This is a genomic window from Alitiscatomonas sp. (assembly GCF_037242085.1).
Lineage (GTDB): Bacteria > Bacillota > Clostridia > Lachnospirales > Lachnospiraceae > Alitiscatomonas > Alitiscatomonas aceti.
In genome coordinates this window covers 1-14,132 of record NZ_JAXXBR010000052.1, presented here as the reverse complement: position 1 = coordinate 14,132, position 14,132 = coordinate 1, and the positions used below count along the sequence as shown (strand labels likewise).

The 14,132-nt window shown below is 52.8% G+C and carries 15 protein-coding genes; 3 read left to right on the top strand and 12 right to left on the bottom strand.

Features of this window, described 5'->3' with window-relative positions; translation table 11 throughout:
• The 3 genes from WIH05_RS03715 to WIH05_RS03705 all read right to left on the bottom strand — a co-directional run.
• Positions 1 to 725: amidohydrolase family protein (locus WIH05_RS03715; RefSeq protein ID WP_337424991.1), on the bottom strand; the 725-nt coding region annotated here is incomplete at its 3' end.
• A gap of 36 nt (positions 726 to 761) precedes the next feature.
• Positions 762 to 1,136, bottom strand: coding sequence for a VOC family protein (locus tag WIH05_RS03710; RefSeq protein WP_022273462.1), 375 nt, complete (start codon positions 1,134 to 1,136; stop codon positions 762 to 764).
• 41 nt (positions 1,137 to 1,177) lie between these two features.
• On the bottom strand, positions 1,178 to 1,873 hold the full coding sequence (locus WIH05_RS03705) for an MBL fold metallo-hydrolase (protein WP_022273461.1): 696 nt from the start codon (positions 1,871 to 1,873) through the stop codon (positions 1,178 to 1,180).
• A gap of 339 nt (positions 1,874 to 2,212) precedes the next feature.
• On the opposite strand from WIH05_RS03705, the gene WIH05_RS03700 reads away from it, so the two are divergent.
• Positions 2,213 to 2,602 carry a thioesterase family protein gene (locus tag WIH05_RS03700; RefSeq protein WP_022273460.1) on the top strand — a complete coding sequence of 130 codons (390 nt, stop codon included), beginning with the start codon at positions 2,213 to 2,215 and terminating at the stop codon, positions 2,600 to 2,602.
• A gap of 17 nt (positions 2,603 to 2,619) precedes the next feature.
• On the opposite strand, the gene WIH05_RS03695 is transcribed toward WIH05_RS03700, so the two are convergent.
• Positions 2,620 to 3,249 carry a lactate utilization protein gene (locus WIH05_RS03695; protein ID WP_337424990.1) on the bottom strand — a complete coding sequence of 210 codons (630 nt, stop codon included), beginning with the start codon at positions 3,247 to 3,249 and terminating at the stop codon, positions 2,620 to 2,622.
• A 213-nt stretch (positions 3,250 to 3,462) separates the two neighbouring features.
• Between WIH05_RS03695 and WIH05_RS03690 the strand changes: the two genes are divergently transcribed.
• Positions 3,463 to 4,332 carry a DNA glycosylase gene (locus WIH05_RS03690; RefSeq protein ID WP_022273458.1) on the top strand — a complete coding sequence of 290 codons (870 nt, stop codon included), beginning with the start codon at positions 3,463 to 3,465 and terminating at the stop codon, positions 4,330 to 4,332.
• A 46-nt stretch (positions 4,333 to 4,378) separates the two neighbouring features.
• On the opposite strand, the gene WIH05_RS03685 is transcribed toward WIH05_RS03690, so the two are convergent.
• The 3 genes from WIH05_RS03685 to srtB all read right to left on the bottom strand — a co-directional run bounded on the left by WIH05_RS03685 (position 4,379) and on the right by srtB (position 7,316).
• The gene (locus tag WIH05_RS03685; protein ID WP_022273457.1) at positions 4,379 to 5,056 is read right to left on the bottom strand and encodes an RloB family protein; all 678 of its coding nucleotides are present in this window, start codon (positions 5,054 to 5,056) and stop codon (positions 4,379 to 4,381) included.
• Positions 5,053 to 6,258 carry an ATP-binding protein gene (locus WIH05_RS03680; RefSeq protein ID WP_022273456.1) on the bottom strand — a complete coding sequence of 402 codons (1,206 nt, stop codon included), beginning with the start codon at positions 6,256 to 6,258 and terminating at the stop codon, positions 5,053 to 5,055. Before WIH05_RS03680 ends, WIH05_RS03685 begins: the two co-directional genes overlap by 4 nt.
• A 191-nt stretch (positions 6,259 to 6,449) precedes the next feature.
• Positions 6,450 to 7,316, bottom strand: a complete 867-nt coding sequence (gene srtB, locus WIH05_RS03675; protein WP_022273455.1) for a class B sortase — start codon at positions 7,314 to 7,316, stop codon at positions 6,450 to 6,452.
• A 70-nt stretch (positions 7,317 to 7,386) separates the two neighbouring features.
• On the opposite strand from srtB, the gene WIH05_RS03670 reads away from it, so the two are divergent.
• Positions 7,387 to 8,004: an MBL fold metallo-hydrolase gene (locus tag WIH05_RS03670; protein WP_022273454.1), complete on the top strand. Its 618-nt coding sequence runs from the start codon at positions 7,387 to 7,389 to the stop codon at positions 8,002 to 8,004.
• Positions 8,005 to 8,071: 67 nt separating this feature from the next.
• On the opposite strand, the gene WIH05_RS03665 is transcribed toward WIH05_RS03670, so the two are convergent.
• The 5 genes from WIH05_RS03665 to WIH05_RS03645 all read right to left on the bottom strand — a co-directional run.
• A complete protein-coding gene (locus tag WIH05_RS03665; protein ID WP_022273453.1) occupies positions 8,072 to 8,944 on the bottom strand; it encodes a radical SAM protein in 873 nt (290 codons plus the stop codon).
• A 36-nt stretch (positions 8,945 to 8,980) separates the two neighbouring features.
• On the bottom strand, positions 8,981 to 10,492 hold the full coding sequence (locus WIH05_RS03660; RefSeq protein WP_022273452.1) for an AAA family ATPase: 1,512 nt from the start codon (positions 10,490 to 10,492) through the stop codon (positions 8,981 to 8,983).
• 3 nt (positions 10,493 to 10,495) lie between these two features.
• Positions 10,496 to 11,905: a VWA-like domain-containing protein gene (locus tag WIH05_RS03655; protein WP_337424989.1), complete on the bottom strand. Its 1,410-nt coding sequence runs from the start codon at positions 11,903 to 11,905 to the stop codon at positions 10,496 to 10,498.
• A gap of 23 nt (positions 11,906 to 11,928) precedes the next feature.
• Positions 11,929 to 12,843: a leucine-rich repeat protein gene (locus WIH05_RS03650; protein ID WP_337424988.1), complete on the bottom strand. Its 915-nt coding sequence runs from the start codon at positions 12,841 to 12,843 to the stop codon at positions 11,929 to 11,931.
• 8 nt (positions 12,844 to 12,851) lie between these two features.
• Positions 12,852 to 14,132: MATE family efflux transporter (locus WIH05_RS03645; RefSeq protein ID WP_337424987.1), on the bottom strand; the 1,281-nt coding region annotated here is incomplete at its 5' end.

The following is a 14,132-nucleotide window of genomic DNA, read 5'->3' as shown; positions in this document are numbered from 1 at the left end:
CTCACCATCCGCCCGGAATCTACCGAGCTGATAGGCTGGATATTCACCGACGCGCCTGTATGGAGGGCCAGCACGCAGTCCCGGGCCACCAGTGCATCCTCTGCCAGGGCCGGAGAGCCCTGGATCCCCAGCGCCTTCGCAGCCTCACCCGCATGGATGCCGTTTTCTGAAATGAAAGCCGGGTCCTCCTCATGGAAGCTCAAGGGAACGTCCAGCTCCTTCGCCTTCAGCATGGCCTGGCGCACCAGCCTCTGATCCATCAGCGGGATCCCGTCATCGGTGAAGCCCACGGCCCCCGCTGCCTTTAACGCGTCCATATCCGTCAGTTCCTGGCCCTTCATGCCCACGGAAACGCAGGCCGCAGGAAGCACATGGATCCCTGTCTTTTTTCCTTCCTCCAGCACATATCTTACGGTCTCTTCGCTGTCCACCGGAGGCTTCGTATTGGCCATGGTCACCACTGTGGTGAAGCCTCCCTTTTTCGCCGCTGCCGCTCCGGTCCCGATATCCTCCTTATAGGTAAGGCCCGGATCGCGGAAATGGACGTGGATGTCGATGAGTCCCGGTCCCACCGTAAGGCCGCTGGCATCGATGACCGTTTCGTACTCTCCATTTTCCGGGTAATGGCCCATGGCCTTGATCTTTCCTCCGTCGATGACCATATCCATCACATCGTCGGTCCCCTTTGCCGGGTCAATGACTCTTCCGTTTTTGATCAGGATCATTTTTATTTCCTCCTTCTGTTTCCTGGCACGCCGCCGCTATTTTCTCACTGGCACGATCTCCAGCCAGTATTCGTCGGGATCTGTGATAAAATAGATCCCCATTTTTTCGTTTTCAAAGCAGATGCAGCCCATTTCCTGGTGCTTTGCATGGGCCGCATCAAAATCGTCCACTGTAAATGCCAGGTGGAATTCATTGTCTCCCAGGTCGTAGTGGTCCTTCTCCCAGTCTCTGAGCCATGTCAGCTCCAGAAGATGGCCAGTCTCTCCGTCTCCCAGGTATACGATGATAAAGCTCCCGTCCTCCGCTTCCTTTCTCCGCACCTCCTTAAGGCCCAGCGCTTCCTCATAAAAGCGCAGGGACCTGTCCAGATCCGCTACATTAAAATTGTTGTGGGCAAACTTAAACTTCAAATCCGATCCCTCCTGTATCTTTTATATTTTTATCCGCTTTTTCAGATAGAAAATTCCTGTCCCTCTGTGGATATTTCTGCGATCCTTTCCCGGTACCCCCTGGAACAGTCCAGAGCCTTAAGCCGTGCTCCCACATCAAACTCGCCCCAGAAATGCATGGGAAAGATCCAGTCTGCGTCCGCTGCCTTCATAAAATCATCGATCCCCAGGTAAAAATACTCGCCAAGCCTGGGATCCAGCGGCAGGAAAGCCGCGTCTGCATGGCGGCCCTTCATTTTCCCGATCTCCTCCCGGTAATTCCTTGTCATATTTTCGTTCCACTGGGGATCCTCCCCGTCCCAGTACCAGTGGTTCAGGTCTCCCGCATGGTAAAGAGTGTGGCCGTCCACCGTACACCAGAATGCCACGCCCTCATCGGTGGACCGGAAGGTTTCCGCCTTCAGTACGTCGTCCTCCCAGACCGTATCGGGCTTCAGGAACACGGCAGCCCCCTTAAGCTCCTCCGGCACCCGCTTCCTCCAGATATCTGACGACAGGAGGAGGACCGTATCTCCATGCTCTGCCGCAATGTCAAATATCACTTTGGAAAAATGGTCGGGATGGCGGTGACTGGCAAATATATAAAGCCGTTTCCCTTCCGGAAGCTTTGGCAGACTGCCTTTGAAATAGTCGAACAGCAGGCAGGCGTGCTCCGTTTCCGCCAGGAATGCGCTGTGATGGATATAAGTGATCTTCATAAAACCTCCATTCAGGGAAGATCCGGCTATAAGTTTTCCCATAACATCCCTTCGGAAACTGAAGTGCCTGGATTTCAGTACCCCTCCGGGAGGATTAAGCGTCCGGATCTTCGCAGAAAATGGGAAAACCAGATGCTTGATGATATAATGTCTCTCTTACTGCAGCCGTTCAGCCATGTATCTTATTGTACCATGACCTCCGCCCTTCTTGCAATTCCTGGGGAATTATTTTATAATCGGAAAAGCAGACGCCCGATGCTTCTTGTCCGCTGCCGGCAGGCAGGAAGATACATGTCTGCTGCATTTGGAAATAAAACCACCGATGGAGGAAGAAAAATTATGCTGACAGTTGGAATAAAAGGAAAAGAAGAAATTGTCGTAACAGATGCAAATTCCGCAAAGACCATGGGCAGCGGCACCCTGGATGTATTCGCTACCCCGGCTATGATCGCCCTGATGGAAAAGACCGCATGGAAAAGCGTGGCTCCTTATCTGGAGGAGGGCTGCGGCACTGTGGGCACGCTCCTGAACGTCACCCACGATGCCCCCACTCCCCTGGGCATGAAGGTGTGGTGTGAAAGCGAGCTGACGGAGATCGACGGCCGCAGACTGGTATTCTCCGTGGCCGCCTTCGACGAAACAGGAAAGATCGGCGGGGGCAGCCACGAACGCTTTATCGTACCCAATGAAAAATTCCAGGCCAAGGCCGATAAAAAGGCCCAGAAATAGGAATGGCTCCGGAGCTCTTAGATCCCCAGGGTCTCTCCCACTAAAATGACCCGGATCCGGCCCGTATACCGGGAACGCCTGGTGACCACGATATTGCAGCACATGCAGTCCGGGGACTGGCAGTCTGTACAGAAGCCAGCTGTCCCGCACGGAGTCTTTCTCCCTGTCTTATCTGCGATCACCGGGCACGTCTGGGTCTGGATCCGGTGGATCCCGTCCTCCACAGTCTTTACGATCTTATTGATCCCGGCCACGATGACCACATGCTTCGGCCCGTGGAGCAGGCTGGAGACCCGGTTGCTGGCTCCGTCAATGTTCACCAGCTCACCGTTTATGGTGATGGCATTGGTACCCATAAGAAAATAGTCGGCTCCGGCTGCCTCCTGGAATATGGGGCTTCCCGGAGCCCGTTTCTCCGCCTCCGGATACTCCAGAAGCCTGGCTCCCTTTTCTCTGAGAAGGTCCAGGATCCCCAGCTCGTTTACGGTAGCAGAGCCTCCCCAGGTCACCAGGTCTCCCGGGCCGACCATATCCGCCACTGCCCTGGCCGCCTCTTCCCCAGTTTCACAGTAGATCCCTTCCATATTCCTCTTTTTTAATCCTTCGATCACATGCCCCGCCATTTTTCTGTATACATTTTCACGCATAAATATAACCCCTTTCCCAGATTTTTATTGAAATATTTTTCAGTCTGAATAATTTATAATTATACAATAAAATCTTATAAAAAGAAAGCTTCCCCAGGAAGTCTGCCTGTGGTAAAATAATACCAGATGCAAAAGGTCAGACATCTTCCGTCTGCAGAGCCCCTATGCCCCCGAAGTATTTCATGATCATAAAACCGCATCCAAGGAGGATCCATGATCCAGAAGACCCTTACCAGCTTTGACCTGAAACAGATCGCCGATTCCGGCCAGTGCTTCCGTATGCTCCCGGCCGAGGAAGCCAATACATATACCGTCATCAGCGGACCGCACTTTCTAAAGGCCGCCCAGGACGGCCAGACCGTGACCTTCTTCTGTGAACCGGAGGAGCTTCCGTTCTGGGAACGCTATTTTGACCTGGACACAGATTACGATGCCTTCCGGAAGGCCATAAATCCCAGGGACGCCTACTTAAAGCAGGCTGCCGATTTCGGCCAGGGGGTCCGCATCCTCCGCCAGGATCTGTGGGAAATGATCATTACCTTCATCATCTCCCAGCAGCAGACCATCCCGTCCATCCGCCGCCGGGTAGAGGATTTAAGCCATGCATACGGAAGCCGCCTTCCCGTTCCCGGCACATTTTACTCCTTCCCGTCGCCGGAACAGCTCTCTGCCGCTTCTCTGGAGGATCTGCTTGCCATGAAGCTGGGCTACCGGGCCAAATATATCAAACGGGCCTGCGAGGACGCATGCAGCGGACGGCTGGATCTTTCCTATCTTGGATCCCTGTCCTACGAAGACGCCATGGACTATCTCACCGGCTTTTACGGCATTGGCGAGAAGGTAGCCAACTGCATCTGCCTTTTCGGCCTCCACCACATCGACGCCTTCCCTGTGGACACATGGATCCGGAAGATCCTCATGAACCGGTACGCCCCCAAAAGCCGTCTTCCAAAAGATCTTCCCCAGTCCAGGGTCTGCGAGGCTCTGATACAGAAACATTTTTCCCGGTACCGCGGCTTTGCCGGAGTCATGCAGCAGTATATTTTTTATTATGAGAGAAACGCCGGAAACTCATCCGGATAGTCCGACCAGTCCAGGCAAAATGAGAACCGGTTTCACCCAGCATTTTTTAATTTGTCTGGAGATAAGGTCTGAGCTTTTTTACCAGTAGATAAACCTGTGTTCCAGGTGCCGATTCAGATGGTAATTTTCCATCGTTGGTCTTTGCTAATTTTTCCGCATTGGCAATGGCAGGATCCATATATGGAAGCAGGATCCTATACATATCGCTGCGGTTCTTTTCATATGCCCCAAAGCCCTGGAAGTTTAAAAGCCCTGTCAGCTTTGGCCAGTAAGAACTCCGGTGTAAATCAGACTGTATAAAACTAAAGTGAAGAAGAAACCATAATTCGATACATTGATTTGACCATATGGCATGATAAGTGACCTCCTCCGTTGATTCAGAGATACATAATTCTGCTGTTTTATTGATATGATCAGCAGGAAAATCATCCGTATCATAAACAATCCAAACATGTTTATAACCGTTAGCAGATGCAGCGGTGAGTTGCCTGGCTTTTTGAAACAAATTTAGCGTATTATCACCGGCACCATGAATATTGAGCTGGATACGATCCGGATATGCACGGTTGATGATATCCCTCATTGCACCGAAATATGCAGGTTCTGTATCCGTACCTTCTGTAACGATGAGGTGATATTCTGGCTGGATTTTTTTCGGCCTGTCACGGCGGGCTTTCATCCAGTTTTTATCAAGATCGCTTTTCTTTGGAGGTTTCAAACTCACGCAAAGTCACCTCCAAGCATATTGGTCAGATATGGATCAGCTCCATATCGGCCTTCCAGATACTGCTTGTCATACGCTGCGGTATTCTTGATCCTATCGTTGTCCTCACCCCGGATTTCATGCAGAGAATAGATCTCACTTTCATGAGAAGCAGTTTCTGCCGCAAACCAGATTTCATCACGACGGAATATCGTATTTTTTAAGGTATACATATCGTGGGATGTGAATAAAAGCTGAGCGCCGAATTTGTTGATTTCCTTATTTTTAAACAGGGAAATGACATAGCGCAAAAGCTTCGGATGCAGCTTGGCATCCAGTTCGTCAATAATAACCATACGTCCTTCACGGAGAGCCAGCAAAATCACAGGAAGAGCAGCGATGAGCTTCCTGGTTCCATCAGATTCCTGCGAAAATGGCAGTTCATATTTATGAGTTGATAGAGTGCGCTGCACAAAAAGCTGATGTGTATCCTCATCATAGCGGTAATCGGTGATGTCAATATCCATATCATTCAAGGCGCGGATGAACTGCTCTTTATATGGAGCATCCTTGGCCAGCATGATCGGATGCTCCACTATGGGATTTGCATAACTGCGGATAATACAGCTTTCAAACCATGTGATCACCTCGCTGATGACGGGAATATCATAGTTGATGGCTAAAAACGAAAGATACGGCATTTTAGGATTGATACTCGTATTCAGACTTTTTTTGTTAATTGTATAGCCAAGAGAAATACGGTCTGATTCACGCTCGAAAATCATAGCCGTCTTCTTGCCTGTAACTGCCTTTCGGTATAGAAATTCAGAGTTGATCTCATCATTCTTTAATGAGAGATAATAGCAGTATTCGTTTTTATCGATGCGAAAAAAAATCCGGAATCCGATTGGTTCATTTTTTGAAGTTTCATCAAACAGAAAGGGAACTGCATCGATCTTCTGCTGAAGAATAAGTCCCTGTCTGTTTTTTCCTAATTCATTTACCGGCTCTACAACAGTAGATATGACACAGGCAAGAGCCTGTAATAGGTTTGACTTCCCGCCGCCATTGGGACCGTAGATGACATTAACAGGGAGAAGATCAGAGGCATGTGCATCGGTAATCAGTGTATCTTTAAATTCGGGAAGCACAGCGGCTTGAAAATCTAAAGTGGTTTCATTTTTATAGGACTTAAAATTTTGAAATGTAAACTGGCATAACATGATCCTACACCTCCTTCCTCTTATAGTATACGCATAAAAAATCATAATATCAAGTTTTATATTCTATATTAGATATTTTTTTACCGATTCTAAATATAAAACTAGGAAAAACTGAATTTTATGTTATATAGATATAATGCTCCCCACAGCGGTTCCTAAAACAAGTGCATGAGAAAGCGCTCCAGATAACCTTATTTCAAAGCTGGAACCGCTCTCCCCACCACAAACAACCTCCCGTCCTCATAGGTGTATTCGCAGGTCCCCAGGGTGAGAAGCTGCTCCGGCCACTGGGGCGTGACCCCCGTATCATACAGACTGTGCTCCTTTGCATAGGCGATGAACGCGTTGTAGTCCTCCTCCGTGGCCGCCAGGAGCGTTCCGGCAAACGCTTCGGTGATCTGGGCCCCTGGCATCTTAAACACCGCCGCCACCTGATACCTGCCGGTCTCTTCCAGGCTATCAAAGAGGATCTCCGGGTGCTCCCTGTAAAATTCCTCTGACGTATATTTTTCCAGGGCCGCGAACATGGAGCCGTTTTTCATGTGGTGGCCGTAGAGCACAAAGTTCGGACATCCTGCATCCAGATCGCAGTCCTCGTCCATATAGATCATCCCATAAGCGGAATATTTTTTATCGAACCCCCGTTTCAGGTAAAAATCCGGGGTCTCCGGGGTCTGCATCACCGGATAGTCGATGACGGTCCCGTCCACGCGGATCCAGCCCGTCACGTCGCTGTTGGCCTTTTTAAGCTCCCGGTACTGCAAAAGCCTGGCTTCCTCTTCTTTCTTCCGGACATCAGACGCCTCTTTGTCTTCCCCGGCCTCTGCTGTCTCTCCTTCTTCCCGGCTTTCGTCCTGTCCGTCTCCCACGGACATTTCCGGCGTCTTCTCCTTTGCCCGCTCCCCGGCGCTTTCCATGGCCGCATACATCTGCCGCAGATCCTCGTCCCCGGCCTTATACTCTTTTGAGATCTTATAAAGCTGATACCCGGAAACGGCGGCCATTGCGGCAAAAAACAGGGCGGCGGCAAGCAGCAGGCCTTTACGATTTCGTTTCATTTCTCTTTTTCTTTCCTCTCTGTCCATGGTGTGGTAAAATCAAGGTATCCAATCTGAAAGGAGCGATCTTATGAGCATTACCATCACATGGCACGGACATTCCTGTTTTTCCGTCTCAGCAGACGGCTATTCCATTGTCCTTGATCCCTACGCCCCGGATTCCGTCCCGGGACTTCCTCCCCTTTCTCTTTCCGCCAGCCAGGTGCTGTGCAGCCATGGCCACAGTGACCACGGCTATACGGACGCGGTGGACCTTTCCGCCAGAAAACAGGGCTCTCCCTTTACAGTCACGGTGATCCAGACCTTCCACGACGATCAAAACGGCTCACTCCGCGGGGAAAACCGGATCCATATCCTGGAGGCAGACGGTCTCCGGATCGCCCATCTGGGCGACCTGGGGTGTACTCTGGAGCCCGGCCAGATGGAGCTTTTAAAGGATCTGGACGCCGTTATGATCCCCGTAGGCGGATATTATACCATCGATGCGGCCCAGGCCAGAACCCTGGTGGAAGCGGTAAAGCCCAGGATCGTGATCCCCATGCACTACCGCTCCGAGACCTTCGGCTATGATGTCATCGGCCGTCTGGAGGATTATACGAAGCTGTGCCGGGACGTGGTCACATACGCCTCTGCTTCCATGGTCCTTGAAAAAGACACGCCGGCCCAGACCGCCGTTTTAAGTCTGTAACGGCCCGGGGCTGCTGCAAAAGGGTTTCCAGGCGTCCGCCTCCCTTTTCCAGCAGCTCCCCTGTCTTTTAGATATGTCTCCGCCACTCCTCCAGACGGTATCTCTGCTCTTCCTTTGCCTCCTCCAGCTCTCCTAACATCCGCGGGATATCCTCGTTGAGATTTCCCGCCAGCACCACATAGTTGGAGGCGTGGTTGGTACGGAATACGGTTCCTGGAGAATCCACATGCTTTAAGAACAGCTCCATTTCCTCCACGATCTCATCTGGCGTGATCAGCTCCATGTCGCCGCGCTTCACCTCCTCGTTCATCTCCGTCCCCTCGTAAAGACGGAGCGTTAAAAAGGAGGCATATTCCGGGTTCATTCCTGTGATCAGCTCCGCAGACTTTATGGCATGGTCCCGGATCCCCTTCCGGCCGCCCAGGCCGGAGATCAGCGTCACCGATGTCTGTAAGCCGCACCGCTTTAATTTCTGTCCTGCTGCAATGATGTCCGCCGCCTTCACATCCTTTTTGATATGCTCCAGCACCCGGTCGTCGCCGGATTCAGCTCCCAGATAAATCAGCTCCAGTCCCGCTGCTGCCAGGGCCTTCAGATCTTCCTCCGATTTTTTTAACACGTCCTTGGCCGTTCCGTAGGCGGCGATCCGCTCCACCGCCGGGAAATTTTTATGGACGTAATCCAGAAGCTCCAACAGCAGCTCCGTCTTCACCACCAGGGCGTCGCCATCGGCGAAGAACACCCGCCGCACCATAGGCCCGTAGTACGCCCGGCACTCGTCCAGATCCCGCATGATCTCCTCTTTTTCCCGTACCCGGAACTTCTTCTCCCGGTACATGTTGCAGAAGGTACACCGGTTATGGGCGCACCCGATGGTGACCTGGATAATGAGGCTTCTGGCCTCGCTGGGGGGTCTGTATAAGGTTCCTTCATACTGCATATTGCTCTCCTCCATTTTCTTTTGGTTTTCAGTTCTTTATAAAAGCCGTTCCAGCTTTCTTTTAATATCCGCCTCCCGGTCCTCGAAAAGCAGCTTCCTGTTATACTGGTAATACCGTTCACACGGATTCTCCTCCAGGAACCGGACCGCATCATAGCTGGTGTTCAGCTCTGTGATGAAAATGACCATTTCCTGGCTGTCCCCAAAGGCGCCCTCCATAAAATCGAAAGCATATTCCACCATCTGAAGAGCGGCCCTGCACTGATCCTCATACTGCTCCCGTTCCTCTCCGAACCTGGACGCCAGCATCCCAAACAGCGCCTCTCCATCCTGGGCTTCCGCCTCTCCTGCCGCCAGAAGATACTGGTCCATGGTGCCGCAGACGTCCTCATACTGGTGGATCTGGGCCCTTGTGAGAAGCCCTGCCTGTTTCTTTCCTTCATATTCCTCCCGGACCTCTCCGATAAAAGCTGTAAGCCTTTGCACAGGAGTCCTGTCTCCATCCTCTGCCAACCGCTCCTTAACCGCCTTCAGCTTCTCAAACAGCAGCTCCAGGCTATCCTCCATTTTCCCAGTCTTTCGGAACTCCACATTGAGCTTTGCCAGCACCAGGCTGATGACCGAAAGCTTCTCATCAAAGGGAGCTCTGGCCGCCTGCTCCAGAAGGGCTTCGCTCCTATGGCCGGACAGGGCCTCATCGATCTGATAATGAGCCTGGTATTTATAGTAAAGCTCCAGATAACTGGCAAAATCCCTGGCGATCCTCCCGTGGGGGATATACTGGGAAACCACCTCCCGGTCACAGGAGATTCCCAGCTTTTCATAAACCGTCAGAAATCTGGACAGATCCTCCCAGCCTCTGGGGGTCGCAAAGACCGGACCATCCACCGTAGTCTCCACCTGGCAGAAATTCTGGGGCCTGGCCGTAAGGTAGGACAGGATCGCCGGATGGACCTCCATCCGCACCGCATACTCCTTCCATACGGCGAAATCCGGCTCCACAAAGATCTGCTTCACCCGGTCCAGGGTCGCAATATCAAACTCCCGGACGGATTTATTGAATTCCGGCGGATTTCCCGCCGCCGCGATGATCCAGCCGTCGGGGATCTTATGGTTCCCAAAGGTCTTATACTGTAAAAACTGCAGCATGGCCGGAGCCAGTGTCTCCGACACGCAGTTGATCTCGTCGATGAACAGGATCCCCTCTTTAAGTCCGGTCTCCTCCATCTTATTATAAACAGCCGCCACGATCTCGCTCATGGTGTACTGGGTCACTGAGACCGCCTTTTCCCCATAGGTCTGCTCTGAGATAAAGGGAAGGCCGATGGCGCTCTGCCTTGTGTGGTGGGTGATGGTGTACGCCACCAGGCCAATGCCGCACGCCCTGGCCACCTGCTCCATGATCTGGGTCTTCCCGATCCCTGGCGGTCCCATTAAAAGAACCGGTCTCTGACCCATGACCGGGATCTCATACTCCCCGTAGCTGTTTTTTGCAAGATATGCCCGGATGGTATTTTTTAATTCTTCCTTCGCCCGTTTGATATTCATGCTTTATCCTTTCTCCTCCACATCCCGATCCAGGTCCTCCGGGGACAGGATGATCTTCATGGCCCAGGGAGGCACATCCACATCCAGGAAATCCTGTTCCATGAACACAAAAGCCGTATCATAGACCGGCCGCTTCACCGGATAGATCCCCCGTCCGTCGGTGAAATATAAAAGTCCCTTAAGCCTGGAAAACCGCTGCTTTCCCACCAGCTCATCCACGTATTGGAAAGCCGGGCGGAAATCAGTGCCGCCGCAGCCGTTTATGGTGAGCCGTTCCATATAGGATTTCAGAGTTTCCGCGCTGGTGATGGCCACGTCCTCCCGCACCCGGTCGTCGCACTGGATGATGTGGATGTTCACTTTTTTAAAATACGTCTCCGACTGGGTCAGCACTGAATACGTTTCCTCTAAAAACTGCCGCACCAGTTCCCCGGAGCAGGACATGGAGGTGTCGATGACAATGACGAAATCCTCCACCCTCCGGAGTTCCTTCGTCTCCAGAGGCTCGATCAGGGGCATATTGCCGTAAAGCTCCATGCCGTAATGATAAAATACATAGTCAAAGGAATCCGGATCCACCTGGACGGTTTCCTTAAGGACCGCAAACTTCCGCAGGAATTTCCTGTAATCGTACCGCTCCCGGTTTTCCACCGCCAGCTGGCTGTGCAGGTCCTTTTCATCCTCCGACATTTCCTCAGAAAACGCCTCCATCTCCACCTGCATCTTTTCCCGCTTCTGATCCCAGTCCTCTTTCCGGTTTCTGGCCATATTGGGATGCGGAGGCTTCTGCTCCTGCTCCCAGAACCGATGGTCGTCGGCATAAAATTCCGCCGTCAGCCGCTGGAGCTCCCGCCCGGAAAGGTCCATGTCCCGGAGCGCCCGGTACACGCTCTCCGCATTGAGAACCCGGCACCGGCTCTCCAGCCGCATATAAAACTCCCGTTTGACAGCAGAAGGAGGAATACGGACACAGGGCCGCAGAAGGCTGTCGATCACCGACTCTGCCGCAATGTCACAGGCCAGATTCCAATACTCCCTGTCCCGCTTTTTCCGGTTCCACAAATGGCAGAACAGACAGTGGAGCACTCCGTGGAGGTAGGTCCGGTTCACCAGGATCCTGTTCTTTTTATACATGGTCGCCAGGGACTCCATCTGGAAAAACAGGGTGGTGCCGTCAGTCCCCAGTCCCCGGACCGATGGATCCGGGGCAAAGTACAGAGAGCTTAAGGCCACGTCCAGAAAGCGCATGGAAAGATACAGCTCGTTCCTGGCATTTCCAAGGATCTCCGTGCAGACTCCTGCCAGCTCCTCTGCCGCCGCCTGCTCCAGCCAGATGGGCGAAGGCGCTCCGGCCTCCGTCCGCATGATGCCGTTTCCCCGGTCCCCCGGCGTCTTCTGTTCATATGGCTCCACTGCATTCTCCCCTTTCTGCTGAACTAAAATTCAAATTTCTTCTTTTTTTCTGGAAATTTATGATATTTAAACTCCATAAGCATTCCGGAAATCTCTCCCATTTTCCTCCGGGAGGCCTCCAGGAGCAGGGTCTCCGTCTCCTCCCTGGTCAGTCCGTCTGCCAGAGATCCCGTCTCTCCGTCGGTTCCATAGGCCATCAGCCACTTAAAGACTTCCATTTTCCCCAGGCTGTCCAGAAAAACCTCCATCCGGTGCTCCTTTAGAAAGTCCCCGTAGGCGCTCCGTGCCTCCGCCCAAAGGCCATGGGGATACATGAGCCGGGACACGGCGATCTCGGCCGCTGCTGTTACGGATTCCTCCGCCGTCTCATAAACGAACAGCCGGTCATACTTATCAAACCGGACCCTTTTATCCTCAAAGCAGTATCTGTATTTCTGCCCGGCGCCGTGGATGTTGGACACGGTGATCCGGGCCGGCGTGTTCTCCACTGCCTCGTCGTAATAGACCGGGAACAGCAGCCTGGCCGCCTCATGCTCCTCCCCGTCCGGTCCTGGCAGCAGGTAATGGACCAGAAGCCGTCCGCTGGCCTCGGTCACAAAATCCCTGAGCGCCGACCGCTCCGACGGATCCATGTGGACCGTCAGCTCCCGCAGACAGCCGCAGGCCGTTAAAAAGCCGCCTCCCGTCTCCAGGGGACCTCCATAAAAATGGATATGGGAAAGCCTCTCGCAGCCATAAAAGCAGTACCGCCCCAACCGCCTCAAAGTCCTTGGAAGGAACACCTCCTCCACCCCGGTCTGGGCAAAGGCTTTCTCTCCCAGCTCTATCACCGGAAGCCCGGAAAGGGTTTCCGGTATAACACAGGCGGCGCCCGGCGACAAAATCTTTGTCACGCAGGCGCCTCCGTTTTTTTCCACAAGATCAAATTGTACTTCCATATGCTCCATTACTGCCGTTCTTTCTTCTCTTTCTTTATGAGCTTGTTGATCCGGCGCATATCACTGAATTTATAGTAATAAATGATAAACGCAACGGATGTGACAGTCCAGCTTAAGGGATAGCTGGCCAGGCTGGTATAAAGGCCCGGATACATCACTCCTGCGGTAAAGATCCAGAGGACTCTTAAGCCGCAGGTGCCGAAGCAGATCAGCAGCATGGGGATAAACGTGTCGCCGATGCCCCGGAGGGTACTGGAAAATACGTTTACACAGATATAGCTGAACCAGAACGGCGTTACGAACCGGATGATGGTCATACTTTCCGCCAGCACGTCCGGATCGCTGGTAAAGAGCGAGCCCAGGATGCTTCCAAAGAGCATGACGCCTGCGGCCAGGATGGCCGTCAGGATCGTGGTGATCCCCAGACCCACGTAATGGCCCTTCTGCATCCGCTCATATTTGCGCGCTCCAAAGTTCTGGCCTGCAAAGGTGGTGATGGCGATGCCCATGGCGTCCATGATCATCCAGAACAGTCCGTCCACCTTGCCGTAAACGGCCCAGGCCGCAATGACGTTGGTGCCGAAGCTGTTGATGTTGGCCTGGATCACCACGTTGGAAATGGAGTAGAGCACCGACTGGAGTCCTGCCGGAAAGCCGATCTGGATGATCTTTCTCAGCATGGGCTTATCCACCTTCAGATGCTTCAGTTCAAACCGGAAGGATTCCTTCGTGCGCATCAGCGTCCACATCACCAGGGCGGCGGAAAGGAGCTGGGACAGGATCGTCGCCAGAGCGGCTCCCGCCACCTCCATTTTCAGTACCACAACGAACAGCAGGTCCAGTCCGATGTTCACAAAACAACAGACGATCAGATAATACAGCGGACGCTTGGAGTCTCCCACGGCCCTTAAAATAGCCGCGCCCATATTGTAGACCAGGTTGGGGATCACTCCCAGGAAGTAGATCCGCATATATGTAACAGAATAGTCCATGATCTCTTCTGGAGCGCCCATGGCCTTTACAGCCACTCTGGCGCAGGCCTCGCCCACGATCATCAGAAACACGCCGCCGGCCAGGGCCAGACAGAAGGAGGTATGGACCGAGGTCCGTACCTGGTCATCCTGGCGCGCTCCGTAATGCTGGGAAACGATCACGGCCGCACCGGAGGACAGGCCCACGAAAAAGCCCACCAGAAGGTTGATCAGGTTTCCTGTGGTTCCGCCTACGGCAGACAGAGCTTCCTTTCCAACGAATTTTCCCACGATCATGGCATCCGCCGTGTTGTAAAG